The organism is Pseudomonas sp. BGA-UO-ETr-WB11, assembly GCF_059567785.1.
The window spans coordinates 86270-104182 of sequence record NZ_JCAQOS010000004.1 but is presented as its reverse complement, the minus strand read 5'-3'; the positions used below and the strand labels follow the sequence as shown (position 1 = coordinate 104182).

The 17913-nt window shown below is 61.0% G+C and carries 18 protein-coding genes and 1 tRNA gene; 10 read left to right on the top strand and 9 right to left on the bottom strand.

Features of this window, described 5'->3' with window-relative positions:
• Nucleotides 1-36: 36 nt before the first annotated feature.
• The gene (locus AC56DI_RS03600; protein ID WP_496344974.1) at nucleotides 37-723 is read right to left on the bottom strand and encodes a glutathione S-transferase family protein; all 687 of its coding nucleotides are present in this window, start codon (nucleotides 721-723) and stop codon (nucleotides 37-39) included.
• A gap of 371 nt (nucleotides 724-1094) precedes the next feature.
• Between AC56DI_RS03600 and AC56DI_RS03595 the strand changes: the two genes are divergently transcribed.
• The 6 genes from AC56DI_RS03595 (at nucleotide 1095) to aauR (ending at nucleotide 7631) form a co-directional block, all read left to right on the top strand.
• A complete protein-coding gene (locus AC56DI_RS03595) occupies nucleotides 1095-2003 on the top strand; it encodes a glutamate/aspartate ABC transporter substrate-binding protein (RefSeq protein WP_496344973.1) in 909 nt (302 codons plus the stop codon).
• Nucleotides 2004-2175: 172 nt separating this feature from the next.
• A complete protein-coding gene (locus tag AC56DI_RS03590) occupies nucleotides 2176-2922 on the top strand; it encodes an amino acid ABC transporter permease (protein WP_496344972.1) in 747 nt (248 codons plus the stop codon).
• A complete protein-coding gene (locus tag AC56DI_RS03585) occupies nucleotides 2919-3587 on the top strand; it encodes an amino acid ABC transporter permease (protein WP_324521797.1) in 669 nt (222 codons plus the stop codon). Before AC56DI_RS03590 ends, AC56DI_RS03585 begins: the two co-directional genes overlap by 4 nt.
• The gene (locus AC56DI_RS03580; RefSeq protein ID WP_496344971.1) at nucleotides 3584-4318 is read left to right on the top strand and encodes an amino acid ABC transporter ATP-binding protein; all 735 of its coding nucleotides are present in this window, start codon (nucleotides 3584-3586) and stop codon (nucleotides 4316-4318) included. The genes AC56DI_RS03585 and AC56DI_RS03580 overlap by 4 nt, the downstream gene beginning before the upstream one ends.
• A gap of 84 nt (nucleotides 4319-4402) precedes the next feature.
• Nucleotides 4403-6313, top strand: coding sequence for a sensor histidine kinase (locus tag AC56DI_RS03575; protein WP_496344970.1), 1911 nt, complete (start codon nucleotides 4403-4405; stop codon nucleotides 6311-6313).
• Complete coding sequence (gene aauR, locus AC56DI_RS03570) at nucleotides 6306-7631, top strand: two-component response regulator AauR (RefSeq protein WP_496344969.1); 1326 nt, start codon at nucleotides 6306-6308, stop codon at nucleotides 7629-7631. The genes AC56DI_RS03575 and aauR overlap by 8 nt, the downstream gene beginning before the upstream one ends.
• A gap of 121 nt (nucleotides 7632-7752) precedes the next feature.
• Here aauR and AC56DI_RS03565 read toward each other — a convergent pair whose 3' ends face one another.
• Complete coding sequence (locus AC56DI_RS03565) at nucleotides 7753-8247, bottom strand: winged helix-turn-helix transcriptional regulator (protein ID WP_496344968.1); 495 nt, start codon at nucleotides 8245-8247, stop codon at nucleotides 7753-7755.
• Nucleotides 8248-8386: 139 nt separating this feature from the next.
• Here AC56DI_RS03565 and AC56DI_RS03560 point away from each other — a divergent pair, with 139 nt between their 5' ends.
• Nucleotides 8387-8728, top strand: coding sequence for a hypothetical protein (locus AC56DI_RS03560; RefSeq protein WP_496344967.1), 342 nt, complete (start codon nucleotides 8387-8389; stop codon nucleotides 8726-8728).
• 39 nt (nucleotides 8729-8767) lie between these two features.
• A complete protein-coding gene (locus tag AC56DI_RS03555; protein WP_496344966.1) occupies nucleotides 8768-9202 on the top strand; it encodes a cupin domain-containing protein in 435 nt (144 codons plus the stop codon).
• A gap of 69 nt (nucleotides 9203-9271) precedes the next feature.
• Here AC56DI_RS03555 and AC56DI_RS03550 read toward each other — a convergent pair whose 3' ends face one another.
• The 4 genes from AC56DI_RS03550 to AC56DI_RS03535 form a co-directional block, all read right to left on the bottom strand.
• Nucleotides 9272-10237, bottom strand: a complete 966-nt coding sequence (locus tag AC56DI_RS03550; protein WP_496344965.1) for a sigma 54-interacting transcriptional regulator — start codon at nucleotides 10235-10237, stop codon at nucleotides 9272-9274.
• Between the two features lie 98 nt (nucleotides 10238-10335).
• Complete coding sequence (locus AC56DI_RS03545; RefSeq protein WP_496344964.1) at nucleotides 10336-10917, bottom strand: RBBP9/YdeN family alpha/beta hydrolase; 582 nt, start codon at nucleotides 10915-10917, stop codon at nucleotides 10336-10338.
• Between the two features lie 217 nt (nucleotides 10918-11134).
• Nucleotides 11135-12409: a translesion error-prone DNA polymerase V subunit UmuC gene (gene umuC / locus AC56DI_RS03540; RefSeq protein ID WP_496344963.1), complete on the bottom strand. Its 1275-nt coding sequence runs from the start codon at nucleotides 12407-12409 to the stop codon at nucleotides 11135-11137.
• Entirely contained in the window at nucleotides 12402-12839 is a 438-nt protein-coding gene (locus AC56DI_RS03535; RefSeq protein WP_496344962.1) for a LexA family protein, read from the bottom strand. The genes umuC and AC56DI_RS03535 overlap by 8 nt, the downstream gene beginning before the upstream one ends.
• A 188-nt stretch (nucleotides 12840-13027) precedes the next feature.
• Between AC56DI_RS03535 and AC56DI_RS03530 the strand changes: the two genes are divergently transcribed.
• The gene (locus AC56DI_RS03530) at nucleotides 13028-14668 is read left to right on the top strand and encodes a VRR-NUC domain-containing protein (RefSeq protein WP_496344961.1); all 1641 of its coding nucleotides are present in this window, start codon (nucleotides 13028-13030) and stop codon (nucleotides 14666-14668) included.
• On the top strand, nucleotides 14665-16953 hold the full coding sequence (locus AC56DI_RS03525; protein WP_496344960.1) for an ATP-dependent DNA helicase: 2289 nt from the start codon (nucleotides 14665-14667) through the stop codon (nucleotides 16951-16953). Before AC56DI_RS03530 ends, AC56DI_RS03525 begins: the two co-directional genes overlap by 4 nt.
• Before the next feature lie 149 nt (nucleotides 16954-17102).
• On the opposite strand, the gene AC56DI_RS03520 is transcribed toward AC56DI_RS03525, so the two are convergent.
• The 3 genes from AC56DI_RS03520 to ihfA form a co-directional block, all read right to left on the bottom strand.
• Nucleotides 17103-17179, bottom strand: a tRNA-Pro gene (locus tag AC56DI_RS03520).
• Nucleotides 17180-17272: 93 nt separating this feature from the next.
• Nucleotides 17273-17629, bottom strand: a complete 357-nt coding sequence (locus AC56DI_RS03515; RefSeq protein WP_324520278.1) for a MerR family transcriptional regulator — start codon at nucleotides 17627-17629, stop codon at nucleotides 17273-17275.
• Nucleotides 17610-17912, bottom strand: a complete 303-nt coding sequence (gene ihfA, locus AC56DI_RS03510; RefSeq protein ID WP_305654907.1) for an integration host factor subunit alpha — start codon at nucleotides 17910-17912, stop codon at nucleotides 17610-17612. The genes AC56DI_RS03515 and ihfA overlap by 20 nt, the downstream gene beginning before the upstream one ends.
• Between the last annotated feature and the right edge of the window lies 1 nt (nucleotide 17913).

Sequence of the window (17913 nt, the reverse complement as noted above, 5' to 3'; positions counted from 1 at the left end):
CGCAATGCGGGGCCTGTTGCGTTTCAGCGAGCCAGCTTAGCTGGCGATCACCGGGCCGCCTTTGGCCAGAGCCCGCTGGTAGGCCGGACGCGCCTGCATGCGCGCGTTGTAAGCGCAAATATGCGGATAGCGTGCCGCCTCGGTGCCCCGCGACAACAAGGCCTCCACCGCGAAACTCATCTGGAAGTCGGCCATCGACAGCTGCTCGCCGGCAAACCAGGTGTGCTCAGCCAGATGCTGCTCAATAAAGTCGCGGGCACTCTGCAAGTTGGGCTCGATCAGCGTGGCCTGCACCTTGCCGCACAACACACGGGCAATCGGTCGCACGAAAAAGGGCATCGGCTGGGTGGGAATTACCGTGAACACCAGCGTCATCACCAACCAGTTCATCAGCGAGCCTTCGGCATAGTGCATCCAGAAGCGGCACTGGCGGTGTTCTGGCGTACCCAGGGCGGGCTGCAGGCCAGCCAGCTCGGCGCCGGCCAGATGGCCGTAGGTTTCCACCAGGTATTCGATGATGGCTGCCGACTCGGCCACCACTTCGCCGTCATCGCTGATCACCGGCGACTTACCCAGCGGGTGCACGGCTTTGAGCTCTGCCGGTGCCAGACGGGTCAGCGGGTTGCGCGCGTAGATTTTCAGCTCATAAGGCACGCCCAGCTCTTCGAGCAGCCAGAGAATGCGCTGCGAGCGCGACGTTTGCAGGTGATGGACGATAAGCATGACGACATCCTGAGTGATTTCGCCATGCACAGGCACGGCCAGAGGACCGCGAGCATAAGGACTGTGGCCCGCAGAAGTAAATCAATCAGGCACGGCGCCCATTCCAGACCTTTGGCCGGCCTGGCCCACCCCCCCACATTCGGAAAACCGAACGCCACCCAGGCCGCTATTCGACATCCCGAACAAGTCGACGTCAGACCGCCTCTAAAAGATAAAAATAATTGTTTATTTTCAATGAGTTAAAAAACAAATCAAAAACAAAATCACTGGCACAGTTTCTGCTCTTAGGTAATCCAGCAAGCATCAGTGCCTGACTCGACTCAGGCGCCTGGTCGCATTGCCCCTACAACAATAAGCCGAGGAAAAGACTCATGCGCATCGTCCCCCATTTGCTGGGTGCAGCCATTACCGCTGCCCTGTTGTCGACATCCCTGCAGGCTGCCGAACTCACCGGCACCCTGAAAAAAATCAAGGACAGCGGCACCATCACCCTCGGGCATCGCGATGCCTCGATTCCGTTTTCCTACCTGGGCAATGACCCGCGCCAACCAGTGGGTTACTCCCACGACCTGCAACTGAAAGCCGTCGAAGCGATCAAGCAGGAGCTGGGCATGCCCGAGCTTAAAGTGCGCTACAACCTGGTCACCTCACAGACCCGTATCCCGCTGGTGCAGAACGGCACCGTGGACCTCGAGTGCGGCTCCACCACCAATAACGTCGAGCGCCAACAGCAGGTGGATTTCTCCGTCGGCATTTTCGAGGTCGGCACCCGCCTGCTGACCAAGAAGACCAGCGGCGTCAGCGACTTTGCCGACCTCAAGGGCAAGAACGTGGTGACCACCGCCGGCACTACCTCCGAGCGCCTGCTCAAGGCCATGAACGCCGACCAGCAGATGGGCATGAACATCATCTCGGCCAAGGACCACGGCGAATCCTTCCTGATGCTCGAATCCAGCCGCGCCGTGGCGTTTATGATGGATGACGCCCTGCTCTACGGTGAAATGGCCAAGGCCAAGAAGCCCGCTGACTGGGCCGTAGTCGGCACGCCACAATCCTTTGAAATCTATGGCTGCATGCTGCGCAAGGGCGACCTGGCCTTTAAACAGGTGGTTGACCGCGCCATCAGCAACACCTTCAGTTCCGGTGATATTCACGCCATCTACGCCACCTGGTTCCAACAGCCGGTGCCGCCCAAAGGCCTGACCCTGAACTTCCCCATGAGCGCCGAGCTGCAAAAGCTCATCGCCAACCCCACCGACAAGGCTGCCGAACAGCTCTGACGGGGTCCGCGCGGCGCCTTCACAAGGGGCGCCTGCGCTGGCCAACCGCGCGGCGTTAACGCGCCGAACGGTCTCCCCCCGAATGAACACCGCGTCCAGTCGCTACCCGTGACTGTGGGCCACTGCGCCCGGCGCCGGTGTTCGCCCTTTGCCTCATCCGATGGAAAACGCCATGAATTACAACTGGGACTGGGCGATGTTTTTCAAGCCCACCGGGATTGGCAGCGAAATCTACCTGGACTGGTTTGTCAGCGGTCTCGGCTGGACCATCGCCATTGCCCTGGCCGCCTGGGTTATCGCCCTGCTGCTGGGTTCGCTACTGGGCGTGCTGCGCACTGTGCCCAACCGCTGGGTGGCCGGCATGGCTACCACCTATGTGGAAATCTTCCGCAACGTGCCGCTGCTGGTGCAGCTGTTTCTTTGGTACTTCCTGGTCCCCGACCTGCTGCCAGAGCCGTTGGAGCTGTGGTTCAAGCAGGACCTCAATCCTGCTACGTCAGCCTACATCAGCGTGGTCGTGTGCCTCGGCCTGTTCACCGCCGCGCGGGTCTGCGAGCAGGTGCGCACGGGCATCCAAGCGCTGCCCAAGGGCCAGCTCGGCGCCGCCCGCGCCATGGGTTTCAAGCTGCCGCAGATCTACGCCTACGTGCTGCTGCCACAAGCCTACCGGATCATCATTCCGCCGCTGACGTCGGAGTTCCTCAACATCTTCAAAAACTCCTCGGTGGCGTCGCTGATCGGCCTGATGGAGCTGATGGCGCAAACCAAACAGAGCGCCGAATTCAGCGCCAACCTGTTCGAGGCCTTCACCCTGGCCACGCTGATCTACTTCACCCTGAACATGAGCCTGATGCTGCTGATGCGCGTGATTGAACGCCGCGTGGCGGTGCCCGGCCTGCTCGCCGCAGGAGGCAAATAATGGACTTCAGCGCGATAGTGCCGGCCCTGCCCGGCTTGTGGGAAGGCATGCAGATGACCCTGCAGCTGATGGCCCTCGGCGTGCTGGGCGGTGTAGTACTGGGCACCCTGCTGGCGCTGATGCGCCTGTCATCAAGGCCGTGGATCGCCAACCTGGCCGGCGCCTACGTCAACTACTTCCGCTCCATTCCGCTGCTGCTGGTGATCACCTGGTTCTATTTCGCCGTGCCGTTCATCCTGCGCTGGATCACTGGCGAAGACACCCCAGTGGGCGCCTTCAGCTCATGCCTGGTGGCGTTTGTGATGTTCGAGGCGGCGTATTTCTGCGAGATCGTCCGGGCCGGCATCCAGGCCATTCCCAAGGGCCAACTGGGCGCCGCCCAAGCCCTGGGCATGAGTTATGGCCAGTGCATGCGTCTGATCATCCTGCCCCAGGCGTTTCGCAAGATGACCCCGTTGTTGCTGCAGCAAAGCATCATTTTGTTCCAGGACACCTCACTGGTGTACACCGTCGGCCTGATGGACTTCCTCAACGCCGCCCGCTCGCGTGGCGACATCATCGGCCAACCCCATGAATTCCTGATCTTCGCCGGTCTGGTGTATTTCGCCATCAGCTTCTCCGCCTCCCTGCTGGTGAAGCATCTGCACAAGAGGTTAGCCGTATGATTTCCATCCAGAACGTCAACAAGTGGTACGGGGACTTCCAGGTGCTGAGCGACTGCAGCACCCAGGTCAACAAGGGTGAAGTGGTGGTGGTGTGCGGCCCGTCCGGCTCCGGCAAATCGACCCTGATCAAGTGCGTTAACGCCCTGGAAGCTTTCCAGCAAGGCGACGTGGTAGTCGACGGCACCTCGATCGCCGCCCCTAAAACCGACCTGCCCAAGCTGCGCTCGCGGGTCGGCATGGTGTTCCAGCACTTCGAGCTGTTCCCGCACCTGAGCATCGTCGAAAACCTGACCATCGCGCAGATCAAGGTGCTCGGTCGCAGCCAGGCCGACGCCACGGAAAAGGGCCTCAAACTGCTCGACCGCGTTGGCCTGCTGGCCCATGCCCACAAACACCCTGGCCAACTCTCCGGCGGCCAGCAGCAACGCGTGGCCATTGCCCGCGCCCTAGCCATGGACCCGATCGTGATGCTGTTCGACGAGCCGACCTCGGCCCTCGACCCGGAGATGGTCAACGAGGTGCTGGATGTCATGGTGCAGTTGGCCCAGGAAGGCATGACCATGATGTGCGTGACCCACGAGATGGGCTTTGCGCGCAAGGTCGCCGACCGGGTGATCTTTATGGACCGCGGGCAGATCGTCGAAGACTGCGCCAAGGAGGCGTTCTTCGGCGACGTTTCGGCGCGCTCCGAACGTGCCCAGCAGTTCCTCGCCAAAATCCTCCAGCACTGATCCGTGTGACCGCGCGACAGCGGCTTCCCGCCTTGTGCGGGGCGCCGCTCGCCGCGCACAACTGGTCAGCCTAGGATGACTGTGATGCAATGCCCCTCCTCCAGCCTTCGCGCCGTCCCGCCCGCCCTGACCGTGAAACCACGCCTGCTACGTCACCTGCTGCTGACTGTGCTGATGCTCCTGCTGGTGCTCGGCTGCGGCTACGCGGGCTATTTGATCAGCGAAAAATTCGCCATCGCCGCCCTCACTGACAGCGGCGAACGTCAACTGGGCCTACATGCCCGCGCGCTGGAAAGCGAAATCAGCACCCACACCTACCTGCCCAGCCTGCTGGAACTGGAGTCCGGCGTCAGCCAACTGTTGCTCAACCCCAGCGAAGCTCGGCGCCTCAAGGTCAATCGCTACCTCGAAGGCCTCAACCGCCGCAGCGGCAGCCGGGCGATCTTTCTGCTCGATCTCGGCGGCCGCGTGCAGGCCACCAGCAACTGGCGCGACGCCGACAGTTTCCAGGGCGAGGACCTGTCCTTTCGTGCCTATTACCAAGATGCCGTGCAGGGTAAGCCGGGACGCTTCTTCGGCGTCGGCAGCACCACCGGCGAGCCCGGCTATTACCTGGCCCACGGCCTGCGCCAACGCGACAAAATCATCGGCGTGGCGGTGGTCAAGGTGCGCCTCGAACCCATCGAGCAACGCTGGGCCCGCGCGCGCCTGCAGGCGTATGTCAGCGACGAGAACGGCATCATCATCCTCTCCAGCGACCCCGCCTTGCGCCTCAAATCCATTCGTCCCTTGAGCGAACAGACCCGCACCAGCCTGGCCAGTAGCCTGCAATACCACTGGACCCGCCTGGACGCGCTGCAACCTCTGGCGCGCCAGCCGCTGGACAGCAACACCGAACTGCTCACCCTGGCGGCCAACACGGCCCAGAACGATCCGACCCAAGCCGTCAGCTACCTGGCCCAAACCCGTCGCCTGGAGGCCTCGCCCTGGAGCTTCACCCTGCTCTCACCGCTGCAGGATGTGCGCCGCCAGGCCATCAGCCAAGGCGTACTGGCTGCGGTGGCGGTGGCCCTGCTGGCCTTTCTGCTGATTGCCTGGAACCAGCGACGCAAGGTCATCGCCACCCGCCTGGCGGCCCGCGAAGCGCTGCAGCAAGCCAACGATCACCTGGAGCGCAAAATTGCCGAGCGCACCCGCTCGCTACGCGCCAGCAACGACCGCCTGAAGGCGCAGATTCGTGAACGCCGGCAAGCCGAAGAAACTCTGCGCAAAGCCCAGGACAGCCTGGTGCAGGCGGGCAAACTGGCGGTCATCGGCCAGCTGTCCACCAGCATCGCCCACGAACTCAACCAACCGCTGGCGGCCTTGCGCACCCTGTCCGGCAACACCATGCGCTTCCTCCAGCGCGGCGCCCTGGACACGGTCACCAGCAACCTCGCCACGATTAACCAATTGGTCGACCGCATGGGTCGCATCACCGCCAGCCTGCGCGCCTTCGCCCGCCGCGCCGATGACGGCGGCGAGGCACAACTGGGCAAGGCCATGGATGCGGCGTTGTTTCTCCTCCAGGGTCGCCTGCAACAGACCCCCGTGCAGTTGCATACCAACTTCGCCGATGCGCGCCTGGCCATCGACCAGACGCGCCTGGAGCAAATTCTGGTCAACCTACTGGTCAACGCCCTCGACGCCATGCAGGCGCAGCCCGAGCGCCAGCTGTGGCTCAGCGGTCAAGCCGCCGACGGCGTCTATCGCCTGCAGGTGCGCGACAACGGCCCAGGCATTCCACTGGCGTTGCGCAAACATTTGTTCGAGCCCTTTTTCACCACCAAACCGGGCGAACAAGGCCTCGGGCTGGGCCTGACCTTATCAGCCAGCCTGGCCGTGGCCGCCGCCGGCAGTCTGGCGGTGCAGTATCCTGAAGCAGGTGGCACGGCCTTTGAGCTGTGCCTGCCGCTGGCCACCCCTTCCCCCGTCGAGCCCCCTACCGATGCATGAGCCCCTCAGCGTCCTGATCGTCGAAGACGACCCCCATGTACTCCTCGGTTGCCAGCAAGCCCTGAGCCTGGAAGACATTTCCAGCATCGGCGTCGGCAGTGCCGAAGAGGCCCTGCAGCAGATCGGCGATAACTTCGCCGGGATTGTCATCAGCGATATCCGCTTGCCCGGCATCGACGGCTTGCAACTGCTGGCCCAACTCAAGGCCCGCGACCGCAGCCTGCCGGTGGTGTTGATCACCGGCCACGGCGATATCAGCATGGCGGTCGGTGCCATGCGTGATGGCGCCTACGACTTTATGGAAAAACCCTTTTCCCCGGAGCGTTTGGTCGACGTCACCCGCCGCGCCCTCGAACAACGGCGCCTGGCCCGCGAGGTGGCGCAACTGCGCCGCCAGCTCAGCGGCACTCAGGACTTGGCCGAGCGTCTGCTGGGCCGTTCGCCGGCCATGCAGGCGCTGCGTGAATTGATCGCCAACGTCGCCGACACCTCCGCCAATGTGCTAATCGAGGGCGAAACCGGCACTGGCAAGGAATTGGTCGCGCGCTGCCTGCACGACTTCAGCCGACGCAAGAGCCAGCAATTCGTGGCCCTCAACTGCGGCGGTCTGCCGGAAAACCTGTTCGAAAGCGAGATTTTCGGCCACGAGGCCAACGCCTTCACTGGCGCCGGCAAACGCCGGATCGGCAAGATCGAGCACGCCAACGGCGGCAGCCTGTTTCTTGATGAAATCGAAAGCATGCCCCTCAGTCTGCAAATCAAACTGCTGCGGGTGCTGCAGGAACACAGCCTGGAACGCCTCGGCTCGAACCAGAGCGTGAGCGTCGACTGCCGAGTGATTGCCGCCACCAAGGCCGACCTGGATGAACTGGGCAAAGCCGGACAATTTCGCAGCGACCTTTATTACCGCCTGAACGTGGTCACCCTGGAGCTGCCGCCGCTGCGCGAACGCCGCGAAGATATCCCGCTGTTGTTTGAGCACTTCGCCCAGCAGGCGGCGCTGCGCTTTGACCGCAGCGCCCTTGAGCTCGACCGGCAGAGCCTGGCCAAGCTGTTAGCCCATGACTGGCCGGGTAATGTCCGCGAACTGCGCAACGTCGCCGAGCGCTTCGCCCTTGGTTTGCCGCTGTTTAAAAAGGGCGAGCAAGCTCTGGAAAACGCCGGCCCATCATTCGCCGAGGCGGTCGAAGCGTTCGAGAAGAACCTGCTCAGCAGTGCGCTTGAACGTCATCAGGGCAACCTCAGCCAAGCCAGCGTGGCCCTGGGCATGGCCAAAACCACCCTGTTCGACAAGGTAAAAAAACACGGTCTGCAATAACCGTAGCGCAGGTCATGTCAGCAAACGCTGCCGTCATACGCTGGCTGGTCGACTTCTTCGCCAGCGCCTGTGCGTCGAATTCGTGGCCAGTGGCTTGAGTCAGGAGTGAACGTCGGCGAAATCAGCTGCGCCCATGGGCGCGCTGGATCTGCTTGATGCGCTCGCGGGTTTCCTCATTGGCACCAGGGCCTGCACTCAGGCCGATATCGGCCAACGCCAACGGCGTGCCCTCTTCATCCTGAAAACACAGCGGCGCCAGCGGCACGCGCGTCTGCCGGTTGACCAGCACTACAGGCGGGCCTTCGGCTTGCGGATACCAGCGGTCACCCCATTGCAGCAGGCTGACGATGACCGCCTGCACCTCACGGCCTTTGGCAGTGAGGTGGTAATCAACGCTGCTGCCCTGGCTGCGTTTTTCCAGAATCTCGTGCTCCAGCAGCAGCTTCAGGCGCTTCGACAGAATGCTCTTGGACATCCCGAGATGACGCTGAAACTCATCGAACTTGCAGGTGCCCCACAGCGCCTCGCGGATGATCAGCACGTTCCACCAATCACCCAGCACATCCAGGGCGCGGGCGATCGAGCAATTGCGGTCTTCGAAACACACTCTTTCCATGGGGCTGTCCTGACGGTCGGATGATTCCAGCGGCAAGGCGCTAAAGGCCTTGACAGGTTCTGTTATGAAACCTAATGTCGATCCCAGGTTCCATCATGGAACCAGATGCCACAAACGTCAAACCCAAGGAGCAATCACCATGAGCCCACTACTGTCTGTGAGTCTGGCGGCCGCGATCGCCGTCAGTGCTGCATTTCCCGTTTCGGCGGCACAGCCGTACTGCCTGACCACCGAAATCGAGCCCGAATTGATCGACAGCCGCCTGGCGCTCGGCATTGGCCAGTGCCACCTCGAAGCGGCTGCAGCCGAGCCCGCACAGGCACTGAGCCATGCTCAATATGCCTACAGCTGGTTTGCCCAAGCCGAACAACTGCAGGCTGGCAGTGCGACCGGCAACCTCAAGCAGACCCACCAGATGCTCAATGACATTGCCCGGCAAGGCCTCACCCCAGCACTGACCGCACACGTCAGTGGGCAGTGATCTGTTTCTCCATACCCAAGTCGCAACGAGGAAAAGCCGATGAATACCGAGCAGAACATGTCCTGTGTCGAAGTGGGCGAACCGCAGCAGTGGATGAACTACCTGTTTGCCCATCCTCTGCTACCAAGGCCAGCCAAGGGCAAGCACTTCCTCAAAGAAGCGCTTGGGCTGAGCGGGATGGAAATCTCCATCAACTCGCTGCCCGCAGGCGTCTCCATGCCGTTCACCCATACCCACAGGCTCAACGAAGAGGTGTATTTCTTTCTCAGCGGCGCCGGCGAGTTTTGCGTGGATGACCGCAGTGTGCCGGTAGGGCCGGGTTCAGTGATCCGGGTGGCACCGGAAGGACAACGCTGTTGGCGCAATACCGACGACCAGCCACTCAACTACCTGGTGATTCAGGCCCGCCACGGCAGCATGGCATCGAGCGCCATTGAAGATGGCCTCGCTACCCCCGGCAATCCATGGCAGTGACAGCTGCGCAGCGGTTATCCGCACGTGGCGTTCAGGCAGGTGCGAATCAGCCCACCTGCCTATCCAGGACTACTTTACTTTTGACCGTGCACGCGCTGCCTCTGCCACCGACTGCACACCGCGACTGAACAAGGCGGCCAATTGCTGCAACACAGCAGCATCACCGTCCTGCACAAGCTGATCCAAGTGTTGCTCGATGCGCTGCAGCGAGGTCTCCCCCGGCAGGGAGAATTTCAGGTGTTCTTCAAGGATCTCCGCACCGCTTACCAACAGGGCAAAGTGCATGACGTTTTCTAGCTCCCGGGTATTGCCGGGCCAGCCGTACGTCTCCAAGGCTAATTGGGCCTGCGCACTGATCTGCGGGATCGGCAGATCGAGGCGCTGGGCGTACAAGCCGAGGAAGTACTCCGCCATTGGCAGGATATCCGCCGGCCGCTCGCGCAGAAGCGGTAGATCCAGGCGTCCCTCATTGAGGTAGTGATACAGGCGCTGATCAAACTTACCGACCAGCACCGCCTGGGCCAGATCAATGCTGGTGGCCGCCACCAGGCGCACATTGACCGGCGTCGGCTGCAGGGCATCGACCCGAGTAACCTCATGGTTTTCCAGGGCCGCCAGCAACTTGCCTTGTAACGGCAAGGACAGGTCACCGATTTCATCCAGGTACAAGGTGCCGCCATTGGCCGAGCCAAACCAGCCCGCCCGGCTACTGGCGGAGGCGCCACGGCTGCCGGCATGGCCAAACAACTCGGCCTCGGCAAACTGCTTGCTGATGGCGCCGCAATTGACCGCCACAAACAGCCCTGCGCGCTCACTGCGCTGATGAATCTGCCGCGCCAACAATTCCTTGCCGGTGCCCATATCGCCCTGAATCAGCACTGCAAAACTGGTCGCCGCCAGTTCCTCCAGTTGGTGAAGCAGGCGTTTGGAACGCGGGTCGAAAAACACCAACGCCCGCGCACGAATGCTTAAAGGGCTGCGCTCGGCATCGGCGAAGCTGAGAAATGCCGGTGATGTTTGAAAGTGCTGGCTCATGATCCCTCTCCTAGCACAAGAAATAGGTGAACGGCTCGCGCCCAAATGGGGCAAGCGGTTCAGTAATGTTGAGGTCCCGGTACAACCGGGTAGTTGTTTCAGGCGCGGCGCTTGGCGTGCTGCTCGACCTGACTTTGCAGGCGGAACAGATAGGCGAAACCCAGCTCCCAGTGGCTGAAGCCCGACTTCACGTTGATATGCCCGGCCCCAGGCAGAATGGCGACCTCGCTGCCCCACTGCTGGGCCAACTCAAGCACCCGCGGCACCGATGCGGCCGGATCATTATCCGAGCCCACCACACGAGTAGGAAACGGCAGTGATTGGCACGGAATCGGCGCAAAACTACGCAGTTCCTGCGGACAACCCGGACGTTCGACATCGGCCGGCGCCACCAGCAAAGCGCCCCGCACACGCTGCAAGGCATGGCTACTGGCCTGCGCCGCCCAACGCGCGACGGTGATGCAGCCCAGGCTGTGGGCAATCAGAATGGTCGGTGTGCTGGCCTCAGCCAAACGTCGATCAAGACTGGCGACCCACTCGCGTGGATCAGGATTATCCCAATCGAACTGCTCGACCCGGCTAGCCGTCGGCAAGCTTTGCTGCCAGTGACTCTGCCAATGGTCTGCGGGTGAGCCCTGCCAGCCCGGCAAAATCAGATAGCGGATAGCTTGGCTGCGCATGACACACCCTCCAGAGACGTTGATGGAGGGAAGTGTAGAGACGGAAAATACTTATTAAAAAGAATAAGAAATTATTTATTTATAACCAAAATAAAATAAACCCATAACCGAAGCCTGATCCAAGCAACCCCTGGATCAAGCCCACGTTTGTAGAGCCACCTAATCAGGGGGTTGGACCGACGACCGATCAATGCGCGACGCTTAACATCCACGTCCACTACTTGGCTCTCACCGACCACAACTCACTGAAGTTGGTGGTGTAGCTTGGGCTCATCATCTCCCGCTGCATCGCCCATTCCGGCGCTGCCGGCACACCCGCAGGCCGCAACGTGCCCCTGCCCCATTTGCGATTGATCTGATCAAGCACAGCCATCACCTGCTCGGCAGCGGCCGGCTGGGTGGTGGCGAACATGTCGTCGGTAAACTCGCCGCGCTGACGCAGATCGAGCAGCATGATTTCGGCTTTGCTGTAGGCGTAGCCGTCTCTGAACACATGCTGCAAACCGGCAGTGGCGGCCTTGGTAATCAGGCGGGTGTCATCGGTGGGATAAGGCAGCTCGCAGATGATGCCTTTGGCGTACTTGGCTTCGTCCGGATTGAACATACCGGTGCGGATACTCACCCTCACCTGCTTGCACAACGAGCCTTGCCTGCGCAGCTTTTCGCAGGCCCTGGCGGCATAGGTGGCCACCGCCTCGCGGATGGGGGCAATCGCTTTCAGGCGCTGGCCAAACATTCTGCTGCAGCAGATCTCCTGCTTGGTGGTCACCGCCTCATCCAGCCCCAGGCATGGGGTGCCGCGCAGTTCGCGGGCGGTTTTCTCGACAATCACGCTGAACTGCTTACGGATCAGCGCCGCATCCGCCTGGGCCAGTTGCCAAGCCGTGGTGATGTTCATGCCTTGCAAGTGAGTTGTGAGCTTGCGACCGATGCCCCACACCTCACCCACCGGGGTCACCTTGAGCAGCTTGTCGCGCTTCTCTGGATCACGCAGATCCACCACGCCACCGGTCTGCTGGTGCCAGCGTTTGGCGGCATGATTGGCGAGTTTGGCCAAGGTCTTGGTGGTGGCGATGCCCACGCCTGTGGGAATGCCGGTGCTCTGTAAGACCTGGGCGCGAACCTCACGGCCGAGCTGTTCCAGTGAGCCGGGGATGCCGGTCAAATCGGCGAACGCCTCATCAATGCTGTACACCTCCAACGCTGGCACCAGGCTTTCGATCACGCTCATCACACGTTCGCTCATGTCGCCGTAGAGGGCGTAATTGCTGCTAAACGGGACAATGCCCCAGCGTTTGAGATCGTGTTTGATTTGAAAGTACGGCGCGCCCATTTTCACGTAGGGCTTGGCGTCGGCGGAGCGAGCGATCACGCAGCCATCGTTGTTCGACAGCACCACAATGGGAGTGCGCAGCAGGTCGGGGCGAAACACCCTTTCGCAGCTGGCATAGAAGCTGTTGCAGTCTATCAGCGCGATGGCGGATTCATGCATGGCAGTGGTGACGGCGGATGCTGCCGATGACCACGCCCCAAATCAGCAGCTCGTCGCCCTCCAGAATGTAGCGCGGTGCAAACGTGGGATTCTCCGACTGCAGCACGATCTGCGGGCCATTCTGAATCAGGCGTTTGACGAAGGTGTCGCCATTGATCGCGGCGATCACGATGTCGCGGTGCCGCGCCGGCATGGCCCGGTTGACCACCATCACGTCGCCATCAAAAATACCGATGCCCACCATGCTCTCGCCATCGGCCCGCACCAGGAAGGTGTGAGGCGCGTCGACATCCAGCAGTTGATCCAGGGAAAGTTTTTGTTCCAGATGATCCTGCGCCGGGCTCGGAAAGCCAGCAGGAACGCGGGAGGAAAAAAAGGGCAGCTCAATAACGGAGCTGCCCACGGGGCCTAGGATAGTTGCGGTGGCCATTAGGGGGATGCCTGCAGAATAATACTGTATAGATAAACAGTACAAGTTAAACTCCGCTCGGTCAATTCGCGGCGCTGAAAGGCGGCATAATCTCCGCCAACAATCCTGCCGCTCTCCCCGTCCATGTTGCATTGCCCGCCCGGCGAGGCGCTGATACCCGAACCATGCAAACAGCCCCTGGCACACCCATGCAATCGCCGCTCGATGCGCGCTTCTATTACCTGGCGAATTTCCAGCAGGCCCTCACCTGGCTGCAAGAACGCTCTGGCGATTTGTTGAGTGAATCCGAGCACGGGTTCTTGCTGCAGTTCTGGGCCATGGACACGGCAGCCCAAGCGCTGCTGGTAAGGATGATCATGCGCAAGGGCTCGCACTTTCGCCTCAGCAAGCTGGACTACGCCGAGATCGGTTGCACCCGCCAGGCCGCACAATCATTGCTCGACGCTGGCTGGATTCAGCACGACGCCGAGTTGACACTGGACGAGCTGTTCAACCTGCTGCGCAAGGATGAAGTGCTCGAACACCTGGCTAACAACCCCAAACAAAGAGCACTAAAGAAAAGCGAACTGCTGGAGCAGCTCAGCGAGACCTACACCAAACCCCGCCCCTTCGCCGCATGGTGCCCCACGGCTGATGAGCAGATCCTGAGCCTGACCATTGATGCGCTGTGTGAACGTCTGCGCCTGATGTTCTTCGGCAACCTGCATCAGGACTGGTCGGAGTTCGTGCTCGCCGAGCTGGGTATTTTCCGTTACGAGCCTGTGGCGCTGACCGCCGACTCTCGGGCCTTTCGCCACCGCACCGATGTGGACTGCTACCTGCAGCTGCAACGCAGCCGTGAGCAGTTCGAGGCCGGCGCGCCGATCAGCAGTGTTCTGCAGCAGATCAGCGCCCTGGTCTGCGACACGCCGTTCCTGGCCGCGCGCCGCCACAAACTGCTGTTCCGCATGGGCCAACAATTGGAGCGCGAGGCCGATCTGCAGGGTGCGCTGAGCTTTTATGCCGATTGCCGTTATGTCGGTGCCCGCCTGCGGCAGATCCGGGTGCTGGAACGTCTGGGGCAGCAGGAGCAGGCCTACATACTGGCCAGCCAAGCGGCACAAGCACCCGAAAGCGATGCCGAAGCGCAAGCCGTCGAGCGCACTTTGGTGCGTCTGACGCGCCATCTGGGGCAACCGCAGCCAGGAAAAGCCAAGGCCATCGCGCCAACCCGCCTCGATCTCTGCCTGCCCAAACCCGAAGCTCAGAGTGTCGAGTTCGCCGTCAAAGCCCATCTGAGCGAGCCCGAAGGGCCGGTGCACTATGTCGAGAACAGCCTGATCTGCAGCCTGTTCGGTCTGCTGTGCTGGGAGGCGATCTTCGCGCCGCTACCAGGAGCCTTCTTCCACCCTTTCCACACCGGCCCGGTCGATCTGCTCAGCGCTGACTTTCATCCACGGCGCGCCGAGCTGTTTGCGGCGTGCCTGGCGCACCTCGACTCGGATGCTTACAAACAGGTGATCCGACAACGCTACGCGGACAAGTTCGGCATTCAATCGCCGTTCGTGTTTTGGGGCGCTCTTGATCAGGCCTTGCTGGAGCAGGCACTCGATTGCCTGCCAGCCGCGCATCTGCGGGCCTGGTTTAAGCGCCTGTTGCTGGACATCAAAGCCAACCGCGCCGGCATGCCTGACTTGATCCAGTTTTGGCCGGCCGAGCAGCGCTACCGAATGATTGAAGTCAAAGGCCCCGGCGACCGCCTGCAGGACAACCAGCGCCGCTGGCTGGCCTTCTGTGCCGAGCACGGCATGCCGGTGGATGTCTGTTACGTGCAGTGGGCAGACGCGTGAACTATCAGGTCGCCGTCCGCGCGCTGTGCGAGTTCACCGCCAAGGTCGGCGACCTGGATTTGCGCTTCACCCCCTCGCCCACCGCCCAGGAAGGCATGACCGGCCACGCCATCGTAGTGGGTCGGCGTGGCCCGACCTATTACGCCGAACTGCCGTTGAGCGGCGAATACCAGGGTTTGCAGGTGCGCGGCCGGGCGGACGGTTATGACCCGGATGAAAACCTGCTGGAAGAGATCAAGACTCACCGCGGCGACATCAGCCGCATCCCCGAAAACCACCGTTTGCTGCACTGGGCACAGGCCAAGGTTTACGGCTGGCTGCTCTGCCGTGAGCGCGATATGCCGGAGATCAATCTGGCGGTGGTCTACTTCAACGTCATCACCCAGCATGAAACAGCCTTTCACCTGACTGCGACGGTGGATGAGCTGCGCGAGTTCTTCGAGCTGCAATGCAGCCGCTATATCCGCTGGGCCGAGTACGAGCGCGAGCATCGCCGCCAGCGGGACGAAGCACTGACACGACTGCGCTTTCCCCATGCTGAGTTTCGCAGCGGTCAACGCCAGTTGGCCAACACGGTATACCGCGCCGCGCGCGATGGTCACTGCCTGATGGCTCAAGCCACCACCGGTATTGGCAAAACCCTCGGCACTCTCTTTCCGCAGTTGAAGGCTTTTCCCGAGCAAGAGCTGGATCGATTGTTCTTTCTCACCGCCAAAACACCGGGCCGACGCCTGGCCCTGGATGCCCTGGCCACCCTGCGTAGCCAGGAAGACGCGATGCCGCTGCGAGTGTTGGAGCATGTCGCCCGTGACAAAGCCTGCGAGCACCCGGACAAAGCCTGCCATGGCGACTCCTGCCCGCTGGCAAAGGGCTTTTATGATCGCCTGCCGGCAGCCCGCAAGGCGGCGCTCGAAGGCCAATGGCTGAGCCACGAGCGCGTGCGGGAAGTCGCTCTGGCCCACCAGATTTGCCCCTACTACCTGAGCCAGGAACTGTGCCGTTGGGCTGACGTGGTGGTCTGTGATTACAACTACTACTTCGACATGGGCGGCCTGCTGTATGGCCTGACACTGCTCAACGAATGGCGTGTCACCCTGCTGGTAGACGAAGCCCACAACCTGATTGAACGCGCCCGCAGCATGTACACCGCCGAACTCAATCAGCTGCGTTTTGAAGCCGTGCGGCGAATTTCACCCAGCGTCATGAAGGCACCGCTGGAGCGCATCAGCCGGCACTGGCGACAGTTGGAGCGTGATCAGGAGGTGACCTATCAGGTTTACCCCACCACGCCTGACCTGTTCATCATGGCCCTGCAAAAAGCCGTCAGCACCCTCACCGACCACCTGAGCGAGCAACCGGCCGGCAATGCCGCCGAGCTGCTGCACTTTTATTTGGATGCGATGTTGTTCTGCCGGCTGGCCGAAGCCTTTGGCGCGCACTCGCTGTTTGATATCAGCCGGGATGAAAACAACAGCCAGTCAGTGTCGACGTTGTGCATCCGCAACATCGTGCCAGCTCCGTTTCTGGCGTCCCGCTTCGAAGATGCCCACAGCTGCACCTTGTTTTCTGCAACCCTGAGCCCGGCGCGCTATTACGCCGACCTGCTGGGCCTGCCGGAAGAAACACCCTGGATTGATGTGGAGTCGCCCTTCAGCGCCGAGCAGCTGCATGTGCAGGCCGTGAGCAACCTCTCCACCCGCTACGCCCATCGTGACTTCTCGCTGGCCCCGATTGCCGCACTGATGGCGCGCCAGTTCGCTGAACGACCTGGTAATTACCTGGCCTTCTTCAGCAGTTACGCCTACCTGCAATCCGTGCTGGATGAGTTTCGCGCGGCGCATCCGCAGATTCCGGTTTGGGTGCAGTCACGGCAAATGGATGAAGGCGAACGCCAGGCCTTTCTCGACCGTTTTTGCAGCAATGGCCGAGGCATTGGTTTTGCTGTACTAGGTGGCGCATTTGGCGAAGGCATCGACTTGCCCGGTGACCGCCTGATCGGCGCCTTCATCGCCACCCTCGGCCTGCCGCAGATCAACCCGGTCAACGAAGAAATCAAACAGCGCATGGAAGTGATGTTCGGCAGCAACAACGGCTACGACTACACCTACCTCTACCCCGGCCTACAAAAGGTTGTTCAAGCTGCCGGGCGCGTCATCCGCACCGTCAAAGATCAGGGTGTGGTCTACCTGATTGATGACCGCTTCAACCAGCACGCTATCCGCAAGCTGCTGCCTACCTGGTGGAAAGTGGATCGCTGTCGACTGCCGTTGAGTCAAGACCGCTAGCTATGCGCCTGAGCAACTCGGCGAATTGGGGGGGGTAACGCTGAGAATCGCATCACACAGCATGGAAAGCTGCGAGAGGGTTAAGTAGGTTTTTTGAAGACATGAAAAAGCCCGGTCGTTTCCGAACCGGGCTAAGTCATTGAATTATATGGTCGGGACGGAGTGATTCGAACACTCGACCCCTAGCACCCCATGCTAGTGCGCTACCGGACTGCGCTACGCCCCGACTAGGCGTTGTACCGCTTTCGAGAACATCCAAAAGCGCTGCAACTATACAATAAGCATTTGATATATGGAAGTTTTTTGCTTGGTGATAGGCTTACTTGCGTAGCACCAAGAGCACATCTTCCAGCTCGGCAATCATCTGCCGAATCATCTGCTTATATTGGGTCGCATCTTCTTTGGCTTCATCACCCGACATGCGCTGACGCGCTCCGCCGATGGTGAACCCTTGATCGTAAAGCAGGTCGCGGATTTGCCGAATCATCAGCACATCCTGGCGCTGGTAATAGCGCCGATTACCTTTTCGCTTTACCGGATTGAGCTGTGGGAACTCTTGTTCCCAGTAGCGCAAAACATGCGGTTTGACCGCACAGAGCTCGCTGACCTCGCCAATGGTGAAGTACCGCTTGCCGGGTATGGGCGGTAACTCGGCGTTATGACTTGGTTCCAGCATAGGCTTCGACTCTGGCTTTCAATTTTTGCCCTGGACGGAAAGTCACTACACGGCGCGCCGTGATGGGAATTTCCTCGCCTGTCTTTGGATTACGTCCGGGGCGCTGAGACTTGTCGCGCAAATCAAAATTGCCGAAACCGGACAATTTGACCTGTTCGTTGTCTTCCAGCGCGTGCCGAATTTCCTCAAAAAACAGTTCCACCAGTTCCTTGGCTTCCCGTTTATTCAGGCCTAGCTCTTCATACAGACGTTCGGCCATTTCAGCTTTCGTCAGAGCCCCCATA